At 69.1% G+C, this 11,489-nt stretch carries 7 protein-coding genes; 4 read left to right on the plus strand and 3 right to left on the minus strand.

Going from position 1 to position 11,489, the window contains the following annotated elements; genetic code table 11:
* Nucleotides 1-178: 178 nt before the first annotated feature.
* The 3 genes from V8688_RS12365 to V8688_RS12375 form a co-directional block, all read right to left on the minus strand.
* A complete protein-coding gene (locus V8688_RS12365; RefSeq protein WP_342800832.1) occupies nt 179-3,655 on the minus strand; it encodes an indolepyruvate ferredoxin oxidoreductase family protein in 3,477 nt (1,158 codons plus the stop codon).
* A 167-nt stretch (nt 3,656-3,822) separates the two neighbouring features.
* Entirely contained in the window at nt 3,823-5,112 is a 1,290-nt protein-coding gene (locus V8688_RS12370) for a wax ester/triacylglycerol synthase domain-containing protein (protein WP_316575674.1), read from the minus strand.
* A gap of 155 nt (nt 5,113-5,267) precedes the next feature.
* Complete coding sequence (locus V8688_RS12375; protein ID WP_218719333.1) at nt 5,268-5,753, minus strand: Lrp/AsnC family transcriptional regulator; 486 nt, start codon at nt 5,751-5,753, stop codon at nt 5,268-5,270.
* 63 nt (nt 5,754-5,816) lie between these two features.
* Between V8688_RS12375 and V8688_RS12380 the strand changes: the two genes are divergently transcribed.
* From V8688_RS12380 to V8688_RS12395, 4 genes are all read left to right on the plus strand, one after another.
* Nucleotides 5,817-7,472, plus strand: a complete 1,656-nt coding sequence (locus tag V8688_RS12380; RefSeq protein WP_342800833.1) for an FAD-binding dehydrogenase — start codon at nt 5,817-5,819, stop codon at nt 7,470-7,472.
* Nucleotides 7,473-7,892: 420 nt separating this feature from the next.
* A complete protein-coding gene (gene asnB, locus V8688_RS12385; RefSeq protein ID WP_342800834.1) occupies nt 7,893-9,737 on the plus strand; it encodes an asparagine synthase (glutamine-hydrolyzing) in 1,845 nt (614 codons plus the stop codon).
* A 289-nt stretch (nt 9,738-10,026) separates the two neighbouring features.
* Nucleotides 10,027-10,461 carry an ester cyclase gene (locus V8688_RS12390; RefSeq protein WP_218719336.1) on the plus strand — a complete coding sequence of 145 codons (435 nt, stop codon included), beginning with the start codon at nt 10,027-10,029 and terminating at the stop codon, nt 10,459-10,461.
* Between the two features lie 209 nt (nt 10,462-10,670).
* Nucleotides 10,671-11,489: cysteine desulfurase family protein (locus V8688_RS12395; protein ID WP_342800835.1), on the plus strand; the 819-nt coding region annotated here is incomplete at its 3' end.

Genomic DNA, 11,489 nt, shown 5'->3' on the forward strand with positions numbered 1-11,489 from the left:
CGGTGGCCGCGCACCACGGGTCGTGCCGGGGTGCGTCGGTGTTGTGGTGCCGCGGGTGTGCGGCGGTGGGGCGCACCACGGGGGTCGTGGTGCGGTGGCGCACGACGGTGGGATCGTCACCGCCGGTGCGCGACGGGTGTCGCGGAGCTCCGCAGTGGGCGCGCCGCAGGGTGTTTCGTCAGTACTCGATGCCGAGCTCGCGCAGTCTGTCGCGGTACAGCTCGACATTGGCGAGCTTGATGTCCTCGTAGCCGCGCACCACGTCGGGCAGCGCGGCGGCCGCGGTGGCGGTGTCGTAGTTCTCCGGGCGCAGCTCGGCCGCCAGCCGCCGCACCATGTCGGTGTAGTGGGCCAGCAGTTCCCGCTCGACCTTGCGGACGTGGGCATAGCCGAAGGGGTCGAGCTTGGTGCCGCGCAGGAACTTGCCCTTGGCCAGTACCTTCAGCGCCACATGCGATTTCGGCGCCAGCCCGATCTTCTTGCGCCTGCCCAGGGCCCGCAGTACCGGCGGATGCAGCCGGTAGGTGAGCTTCTCGCCGCCGGGGACCTGGGCCCCTACCTCGTCGAGGAATGCCGGATCGACCAGCAGCCGGGCCACCTCGTACTCGTCCTTGTAGGCGGTGAACTTGTAGAGCCCGCGTGCCACGGCCTCGCTGAAGTCGGTGCGGTCGGTGACCTTCCGCTCCGCCGCCCAGGCGATGTCGACGGTCTCGATGTAGCGTCGGGCCACCTCGGCGTTCTGGTAGCCGATCAGGTTCGCCGCCCGCAGCTCCAGGAGCCGCCGCACCTCGCCGTCGAAGTCGGTGTGCGCCAGCAGTTCCACCGGCACCCGCGGGGGAGTGCGTCGCGGCTGCCCCTCATCGACAGCCGCGGCGAACGCGGCCGGATCGGCGACGGCGACCCGCCCCCATCGGAACGCCGCGATATTGGCATCCACCGCGACCCCGTTGATCCCGATGGACTCCTCGATCGCCGCCACCGGCAGCCGCAGCCCACCGGACTGCACGGCCGCGCCGACGATCAGGAAGTTGGCCGCCGCGGTGTTGCCGAACAGGGTCTGCGCCGCCGCGAGGGCGTCGAGCTGGTGCGTCGAACGCGATACCGCCGCGAGCCGATCCAGCAGCGTCTCGGTGGCGGGGTAGGCCACCGACTTGTCGTAGACCATGTCGCCGGTGGGGGTCTGGCTCGTCGAGGCCACGGCCACGGTCCGGGCCGCGTCGCCGTACTGCAGATACCGCGATTCGGTGGCGGTGAGCAGGTCGACGGCGAGCAGGCAGTCCGCGCTGCCCGGGGTCAGCCGGTTGGCCGGCTCCAGCTCCGCACCCGAGAACCGCAGGTGTGAGACCACCGGACCGGCCTTCTGGCTCATCCCGATCTGGTCCAGGCTCTCCACCTCGTAGCCGGCGCGCAGGGCAGCGGTGGCCAAGACCTGATTCACCGTCACGATGCCGGTGCCGCCGATGCCGGCGATCAGCACGTTCTGGGTGCGTTGTGGCGCGCCGAGGCCGGGGTCGGCGACGGTGGGCGGTGCGGTGGACTTGCGGCGCTTGGCCTTTCGGGGCTTGTCGGGCACCGTCTCCACCGTGACGAACGACGGGCAGTCGCCGTCGAGGCAGCTGTAGTCGGTGTTGCACGAGGTCTGATCGATGCGGGTCTTGCGGCCGAACTCGGTCTCGACCGGCTGCACGGACAGACAGTTCGACTTGGTGCCGCAGTCGCCGCAGCCCTCGCAGACCGCCTCGTTGATCACCACCCGGGTGTTGCGCACCGGCAGCGCGCCGCGCTTGCGCTGCCTGCGCGCGTCGGCGGCGCAGTGCTGGTCGTAGATCAGCACGGTGACGCCCTCGATCTCGCGCAGCCTCCGCTGGGCCTCGTCGAGCCGGTCGCGGTGCCACAGCAGCGTGCCTTTGGCGAGCGAGCGCTTCCGGTGCCGCCGAGGTTCGTCGGCGCAGATGATGATCTGCCGCACGCCCTCGGTGGTGAGCTTGTGTGTCAGCTGCGCGACGGTGAGCACGCCCTCCACGTCCTGGGCGCCCGTCATCGCGACGACCTCGTTCCAGAGCAGCTTGTAGGTGATGTTCACCCCGGCCGCGACACACGCCTGCACGGCCAGCTGCCCGGAGTGGAAGAAGGTGCCGTCGCCGATGTTCTGGAACAGGTGCGGCACATCGGTGAACGGCGCCTGGCCGATCCACTGACTGCCCTCCCCGCCCATCTGGGTCAGCCCGGTAACCGCGCTGTCGGCGCGTCCGGACATGGTCACCAGGGTGTGGCAGCCGATGCCGCCGCCGCCGATCGAGCCCTCCGGCAGCGCGGTGGACCGGTTGTGCGGGCAGCCGCTGCAGAAGTACGGCGTGCGCTTGGCGGACAGGACCTCCAGCGGAAGTGCCGGGGGCGCTGCCCTTTTCAGCTCCACCCGGCCGCGGAGGACCCGGCGCAGCGGGGCGAGCAGCCGACCGGCGGTGAGTTCGCCGTCGACCGGCATCAGGCGCGCGCCGCGCTCGTCGTGCTTGCCGAGGACGCGGGGTGCGTCCTGGGTGCCGTAGAGGATGTCGCGGATCTGGGTCTCGATGAACGCGGTCTTGTCCTCGACCACCACGAGCTCGTCGAGGCCGCGGGCGAACTCGGTCACCGCGGCCGCGCCGACGGGGTACGGCATGCCGATGCGCAGCAGCCGGATACCGGCCCGATGCATGGCCGCCTCGTCGACGCCCAGGTCGAGCAGCGCCTGGCGGACCGCGTCGAAGGTGGTCCCGGTGGCCGCGATGCCCAGCTTCGCCCCGGCCGGATCCACCTCGACCACGTCGAGGGCGTTGGCCGCCGAGTACGCCTGCACCATCGCCCAGCGCGGACCGTAGAGGTCCGCCTCGGCGAGCACGCTGTCGGCGGGCGCCGCCATCGGCCGCTGCCGGTAGCCGAACGGCTTGCCCTCCCACTGCACCTCGGGCACGGTGACGGCGAGATCGGCCACGCTCGCGTCGACGGTCCAGGCGCCGTCGGCCACGTCGGCGACGATCTTCAACGCCACCACGCAGCCCGAGGCCCGCGACAGCGCGATGCCCCGCATCCCCAGAGTGATGATCTCCTCGGCATTGCGCGGGAACAGCACCGGCACGCCCAGCGCGGCCAGCGAGCGTTCGCTCACCGCGGGCACGGTCGACGACTTCGACGCCGGATCGTCGCCCACCAGCAGCAGTACGCCACCCCGCGCGTTCACCCCGTACATGTTGGCGTGGCGGATCGCGTCGGTGGCGCGGTCGACGCCGGGCCCCTTGCCGTACCAGACGCCGACCACGCCGTCATGGGTCGCTGTGCCGGCGGGCAGCTCGGCCTGACTGCCCCAGACCGCGGTGGCGGCCAGTTCCTCGTTGAACCCGGGGACGAAGGTGATGTCGTGCTCGGCACGCACCTCCGGCATCCCGAGCAGCATCTTGTCCACCCCGCCCAGCGGACTGCCCTGATAGCCCGAGACGAAGGTCGCCACCCGGCGCCCGGCGCGCAGATCGCGCACATGCTGTTCCACGAGCAGCCGCGCGATGGCCTGGACGCCGGTGAGCAGCACCGGTCCGGCTCCGGAGCGATAACGATCGGCGAGGTCGTAGGGCGCGGCAGGCTCGGCCTGCGGCCGGGCGGTCGGACAGACGACGGTGGTCATGGACGCCTCACTGCAACGAAGGAACTTGCTATCGGTGCCGCGAAATCTGCCGTGGGTGGGTGATGGGTGTCAACAGTCAGTCGAAAAGTTGATCAGTCTGCTCAAAAGTGATCTACGCCACTGGGGTGGGGGTGTCAATCTGCTCGAGCGGGGAGACCTTGGTCACATCACGTCTGGTCCGTCTCGCCCGAGTCGCGCCCCACCCGCAGTACGGCGTCGAATCCCGCCGCGACGCAGTCGCGCAGCGCCGGGAGATCGGGAACGGCCGCGGTGTCGGCGTTGATGCCGACACCGCAGATCCCGGTATTCGTGGTGAGCGTGATGTTGAACGACGCGCCGAGCGTCGGGCTGAACGCGTACAGGCGATCGATGCGCGCCCCGGCGAGAAACTGCGGCACCGGGGAACCCGGGACATCCGAGGCGACGAAGTCGATGTGTTCCAGCATGCTCGAGATCAACCGGATCGGGACCCGGTTGAGGACAGCGGCGGCCGCGCCCGAGTAGTGGACGCCCGGCTCGTTCCGCTGGGCGGAAACCGCTGTGTCCACCGCGAGCATCAGGTCGGTGGCATCGGCGATGTCCGCCGGGACCACGAAGCGGGCGAGGCTGATCCGATTGCCGCCGAGGGGATCGTCGGTGGCGCGCAGGCTGATCGGCATGGTCACCCGCAGCCGGTCGACGGTCGCGCCGTGCTGGTCGTGGTAGCGGCGCAGGCCGAGGAGGACCGCGGTCAGGAAGGCGTCGTTGATCGTGCATCCAGCGGTGTGCGCGCTGCGCCGCAACTGCTCGGCGGGAAGATCGAGCACCGCGAGCCTGCGTCCGGTGCTGCGTTCGGTCATGACCGGTGACAGGGTCGAGAGGACCGGTTTGACCAGGCGAGCGAGGGAGGTCACCGCCGTGGCGGCGCCCCGCACGGATCGCACGCGGTGGGCTGGGCCGGAACGCGTGGCGCCGGCCGCCGGTCCGGTGTCCGAGCGGTGCCCGGCTGCCTCGCCATCGCACATCGCGGACAGCATGCGCATACCGCCGACGCCGTCGGTGAGGGTGTGGTGGACCGTCAGCACCAGTGCGGCGGTGCCGTCATCGGGTCCCTGTATCAGCTGCGCTCGCCACAGCGGACGGGCGCGATCGAAGACCGCCATCGCCTCCGCGCGAGCGAACTCGAGCGCCACGGAGGCATCCACCGGGCGGTGAGTTCGCACCTCTCGCAGGTGCCACGACAGGTCGAAGGCCTGGTCCGGTACCCAGTGCGGCGGACGCAGGCCGAGGCGTTCGCCGACCAGCTTGCTCCGGAATCCCGGCACCGCCCGGGTCGCGCGCTCGACCGCGCCGACCAGCCGATCCCAGCCGGGTGCGGAATCGAGGATCAGCACCGCGACGATCGTCGGCCGCAGGATCGGGTTCTGCTGCAGCCGCCACGTGAGGAAATCGGTCTCGGAGAGTCGGGACCCGCGCATGGGTGCCTTCTGTCGTCGGTTGGTGCTGTCACCTCCAGCATCGTCGTCGGCCGATCGCCCCGGCCAGGGCCGCAGGTCCCGCAGGCCGAGGTCTTCCGTCGCCGTCGCGGCACCGGTCGGCGACGGCGAGTCGTCGAAGTGGCGACCCGACTCCGCTACGGCTGATTCGGCCGGTGGGTCAGATGGTCGACCAGCGGCAGGCTCCGGTAGCCGATCGGGGTGGCCAGCGCGAGCATGGTCTCGGTGTGGTTGACCCCGTCGATGGCGTGTACCCGCTGGATGATCTCCAGCAGGTCCTGCTGTGACCGCGCCGCGATGCGGACCAGCAGATCCGCCCGTCCGGTGGTGGCGTGCACCTCGAGCACGTGCGGGAAACCGCGCAACGTCTCGATGATCGGATCCATCTTGTTCTGATCGAGTTCGACCCCGAGGAACGCGTGCACGGCGAAGCCGATCGCCTGCACGTCGATGTCCGGCGGATAGCCCCGCACCGCGCCCGAGGATTCGAGCCGCTTCATCCGCGCCTGCACCGTATTGCGGGCGATTCCGAGCCGCTGGGCCAGCTCGAGGATCGGCGCCCGTGGGTCCGCGGCCAGTTCGGCCAGCAACGCGGCATCGAGTGCGTCGAACTTGATGGTCATGCCGCATTCTGGCACGGCGGAAGTGTCTCTTCCCCGGGCCGGGACGCGGAGTTACCGTTGATGATGGCCGAATCTGCTGACGTCATCGTCGTCGGAGCCGGACTCGCCGGATTGGTCGCCGCGGCGGAGCTGGTCGACGCGGGCAAGCGGGTGCTCATCGTCGAGCAGGAGAACGCCGGCAATGTCGGCGGACAGGCGTTCTGGTCCTTCGGCGGGCTGTTCCTGGTGAACAGCCCGGAGCAGCGCCGGGTCGGCATCACGGACTCCTATGACCTGGCATGGCAGGACTGGCTGGGCAATGCCGGATTCGATCGTGCGCGTGAGGACCACTGGCCGCGCAGGTGGGCGCAGGCCTATGTCGAATTTGCGGCCGGGGAAATGCGCGGCTGGCTGTCCCAACGCGGCTGGAAGTCGTTTCCGATCGTCGCCTGGGCCGAGCGGGGTGGCTACGGCGCCTACGGGCCGGGCAACTCGGTGCCGCGTTTCCACATCACCTGGGGCACCGGGCCGCGGATCGTCGAGATCATCGCGTCGCGGGTTCGCGACGGCGTCGATCGGGGGCTGGTGACCTTCGCGTTCCGCCATCAGGTCGACGAACTGGTCGTCACCGACGGCGCGGTGACGGGTGTGCGTGGCACCGTGCTCGAGCCCTCGGACACGGCGCGTGGTGTCGCGTCGTCCCGGAAACCGTTGGGGGAGTTCGAGTTCGGTGCGCAGGCGGTGATCGTCAGCTCCGGCGGCATCGGGCACAACCCGGAGCTGATCCGCCGGAATTGGCCGGCGAGTGCGGGTCGCGCGCCCGAGCACATGCTGGCGGGGGTGCCCGCGCACGTGGACGGGCGGATGCTCGAGATCTCGGAGCGCGCCGGTGCGAGCGTGATCAACCGCGACCGGATGTGGCACTACACCGAGGGCGTCATCGACTACGACCCCGTGTGGCCCAACCACGGCATCCGCATCGCCCCCGGTCCGTCCTCGCTCTGGCTGGACGCCACCGGCACGCGGCTGCCGCCTCCGCTGTTCCCCGGCTTCGACACGCTCGGCTCGATGCGGTACATCAACCGCACCGGCTTCGACTACACCTGGCTGGTGCTGGACCAGCGGATCATCGAGAAGGAATTCGCGCTGTCCGGGCAGGAACAGAACCCCGACCTGACCGGCCGCAACATTCGGCTGCTGCTGGAGCGGGTGAAGAAGGGCGCGCCGGGCCCGGTCGAGGCGTTCAAGCGCAAGGGCGCCGACTTCATCGTCGAGAACGAACTGGACGATCTGGTGCGCCGGATGAACGAACTCGCCGGTGACGATGTGCTCGACGTGGCGAGTGTGCGGCGTGAGGTGACCTCGCGTGACCGCGAGCTCGACAATCCCTTCGGCAAGGATCTGCAGATCGCGGCGATCCGCGCGGCGCGCGCCTACCGCCCCGACAAGCTCATCCGGGTAGCCGCACCGCACAAGCTGCTCGACCACGAGGCGGGCCCGCTGATCGCCGTCCGCCTGCATCTGCTCACCCGGAAAACGCTGGGCGGCATCGAAACCGACTTGTCATCCCAGGTCCAGCGACCGGACGGGACGGCGGTCGAGGGCCTGTACGCGGCGGGTGAGGTCGCGGGATTCGGCGGTGGCGGGGTGCACGGGTATCGCGCGCTGGAGGGCACGTTCCTGGGCGGCTGTCTCTTCTCCGGACGCGCAGCGGGCCGCGCCGTCGCGGGCCGGGTCTGAGGCGGCCCCGCGGATCGGCGCAATAGTGTCGCGCACCAGAGTTCCGCTCTCGTCGGGTGATTCCCTGAATGGTGTCGAGTCGAGCGCCTTGACGCACGAAGGTCGAGCGCATATTTTGGGCTGCGGGCTTTGAGGCGAGGGGGAAAGAAAACTGGAGTCCGCGCTCGTCGTCTGAGCTGAGTCGGGCATTCTCTTGGGTTCCGGTCATTGCGCGACCGTGCCCCGTGTGCGTTCGATGGGGGTGTGTGGCGGCGGGCTCGGCGAATTCGATAGGTGGCGTAGCTAACCATGTCGGCCCCGTGTCGAGGGCGTGATCCGGTTGGTGGCCAACCGGTTTCGTCCCGGCGGTGACCTGCCAGGCGCCCCTGCGCACGCGCGTCGCCGCATTCGCTCGGTCATATTCTCGGAGGTTGAAAACAAATGTGTGGAATTGTCGGATGGGTCGACTTCTCGAGAGATCTCGAGACGCAACGATCGATTGTTCGGCGAATGACGGAGACGATGCTCCTGCGCGGACCGGATGCCGGCGGGGAATGGATTTCCCGGCACGCCGCGCTCGGGCATCGTCGATTGTCGGTCATCGATATCGAGGGCGGTGTCCAGCCGATGGTCCGCGATGACGTCGTGTTGACCTACAGCGGCGAGATCTACAATTTCCGGGAATTGCGGCAAGAATTGGAAGGCGCGGGTCACCGGTTCACGACCAAGAGCGACACCGAGGTGGTGCTGCGCGCCTACCTCGCGTGGGGCATCGCCTGCGTCGAGCGCTTCAACGGCATGTTCGGGTTCGCGATCTGGGACGAGCGCAGCCAGGAGTTGTTCCTCGTGCGGGACCGGGTGGGCGTCAAACCCGTCTACTACTACCCGACCCCCGACGGGATCCTGTTCGGCTCCGAGCCCAAGGCCATCCTGGCCAACCCGGCGGCCGAGCGAAAGGTCGATGTCGACGGTTTCGCCAGTTTCCTTGTGTTGCAGGCGAATATGTCGGGCCAGACGCCGTTCGCCGGTCTGCTGGAATTGCAGCCCGGCGAATACCTGCGGGTCGGCAGAGCGGGAATCGAGCGGCATCGCTACTACCGGTTGACGGCCCGCCCGCACGAGGACGATCTCGACACCACCGTGGAGACGGTGCGCGCGTTGCTGGCCGACATCGTGGAGCGGCAGCTGGTGTCCGACGTGCCGATCGGCACGCTGCTGTCGGGCGGCATCGACTCGAGTCTGCTGACCGCGCTGGCGACTCGATCCAACACCGCGGCCGATGTGGTGCGGTCGTTCTCCATCGATTTCGTCGGGCACGCCGACTTCTTCGAGACCTCCGCCGACATCCTGCGCGCGACCGAGGACGCGCCCTTCATCCGCGAGGTGGTCGACTACGTCGGCTGCAAGCACGAGGGCATCGACGTGGCGACCGCCGCGCTCTGTGACCCTGACGTCCGGCGCCGGGTGCTGCGGGCCTGGGATCTGCCCAACCACCTGGGCGACATGGACGTCTCGCTGTATCTGCTGTTCCAGGCGGTGCGGGAGCGCTGCACGGTGGCGATCTCCGGGGAAGGCGCCGACGAGGTGTTCGGTGGGTACCCGTGGCTGCACGACGAGAAGGTTCTCGACGTGCCGATCTATCCGTGGATGGCGTTCCAGCTGTTGCAGGGGACCCCGTCGACGTTCAGCCTGTTCGACGGCGGCGTGCTGGCGCGTACCGGCCTGTTCGAGCGCATCGGCGGGATGTACGCGCAGGGCATCGCCGAGGCGCCCCGCCTCGACAGCGAATCACCCCAGGACGCGCGGATGCGGGCGGCCAACTATCTCGACCTCACCCGATTCATGCGGCCGCTGCTCGACCGCAAGGACCGCATGAGCATGGCGGTCGGGCTCGAGGTCCGCGTCCCGTTCTGCGACCACCGCCTGATCGACTACCTGTTCAACGTGCCGTGGTCGATGAAACAGCGCCCGGGCGAGAGCAAATGGCTGCTGCGCGCCGCCGCCGGTGATCTGCTGCCGGACGCGGTGCGCAACCGCCCGAAGTCGGTCTTCCCGGCGACCCTGGACACCGGCTACGACGACATGCTGCGCAAGGGCCTGAACGAGGTGCTGACCGGCGCCGACGAGCCGATCCGGGAGTTCCTGAACGTCGACGCGGCCACGGCGATCGTCGACGGCACCGATACCGCGGGCAGCGGCTCGTGGGCCCGCCTTCGGACCGAGACGATTCTGCGCGCCAACGCCTGGATCAAGGAGTACGACGTCGATATGAGTGCGCTGACCTGACGGTGGTGCGCCGGGGAGTCGCGCTCTCCGGCGCCCCTTACCTCGCGGAGAAAAAGGGCGCACAATGATTCCGTACACCGGCTTCAAGGTTGCGACCGACGGGTAGCCGAATCTCTGCCGGGCTGGACTCCGGCGGGCATCGTGCCGGCAGTGTCTTCGTATCGGGTAGTGACGATTGGCTTCGCCGTCGGCATCGCGCACACCCCACTGAACGCCGGGCGCGGCGAACGCTGCCTGTAGCGACTGCGAGCCTTCGCCGGTTCGGCGTAACTACTGGATAGGACACGCCATGTCAGAGCAGAACAAGGCTGCCGCCAAGCGCATCTTCGACGCGTGGAACTCGCGCGACCTCGACGTTTTCGACGAGGTCATCGCGCCCGACTGCATCAACCACGATCCACAGAACCCCTTCGCCGAACTCCATGGACCCGACGGCCTGAAACGACTCGCGCAGATGTATCTCGCCGCGTTCTCGGATCAGCGTTTCCTGGTCAACGAACAGATCGCCGAGGGCGACTTCGTGACCACCCGATGGACCGGGACGGGAACCAACGACGGCGAGATGATGGGCATGCACGCCACTGGGAAATCGGCGGTCGTGCAAGGCATCACGGTCAATCGCTTCCAGGACGGCAAGATCATCGAGAGCTGGGCCTGCTGGGACACGCTCGGCATGTTGCAGCAACTCGGCGTCGTCCAGGCCGCCCACTCCGCGACAACCTGACCGCCCCACCGTCGCCGCTCGCGCGAGGCCGCCACTGCCTCCGCGCGTCGTACTCGCAGCCCTGCTGACCGGGCCCTTCGTCGCCGATGCGGGAATACCGAGAGGCGACGCACGCGTTGAGGATCCTGGGTAAATCGTCGAAAAATCGTAGAGAGCAGGGGTGGACCCCGAAGATGCCCAGGTCAGCGGTGGTATAGGCTTTGTCGGTCATGAAGTCGGCTTACACGGGTCCGGTCAACGGTGCGCCCAAGACGGTCTACCTCGACCACGCGGCCACCACTCCGATGCTGTCGGCCGCCGTCGAGGCGATGACGGCCGCGCTGACGACGGTGGGTAATGCCTCGTCGCTGCACGGATCGGGCCGGGCCGCGCGGCGGGCGCTGGAGGAGGCGCGCGAGTCGATCGCGGCCGAGCTCGGTGCCCGGCCGTCCGAGGTGATCTTCACCTCCGGGGGGACCGAGAGCGACAATCTGGCCCTCAAGGGCATCTTCTGGGGGCGCAGGGCGGGCGATCCGCGGCGCACCAGGATCGTCACCAGCTCCGTCGAGCATCACGCGGTCCTCGACGCGGTCGAGTGGCTGGAGAAGCACGAGGGCGCGCGGGTCAGCTGGCTGCCCGTGGACGCCGAGGGCGTGGTGTCGCCGCAGGCGCTGCGCGAGGTGCTCGCCGAGTACGCCGACGAGGTCGCGCTGGTCAGCGTCATGTGGGCCAACAACGAGGTCGGCACGATCCAGCCGATCACCGAATTGGCAGCTGTCGCCGAGGAATTCGGCGTCCCGATGCACAGCGACGCGATCCAGGCGGTGGCCCAGATCCCCGTCGATTTCGGCGCGAGCGGCCTGGCCGCGCTCAGTGTCGCCGGACACAAGGTCGGTGGCCCGCACGGCATCGGCGTGCTGCTGCTCGGCAGGCAGGTGCCCTGTGTGCCACTGGTCCACGGCGGTGGCCACGAGCGCGACCTGCGCTCGGGCACCTCCGACGTGGCCGCGGCGGTCGGCTTGGCCGCGGCGCTGCGCGACGCGGTGGGT

The sequence above is a fragment of the Nocardia sp. No.11 genome, from assembly GCF_038752175.1.
Lineage (GTDB): Bacteria > Actinomycetota > Actinomycetes > Mycobacteriales > Mycobacteriaceae > Nocardia > Nocardia canadensis.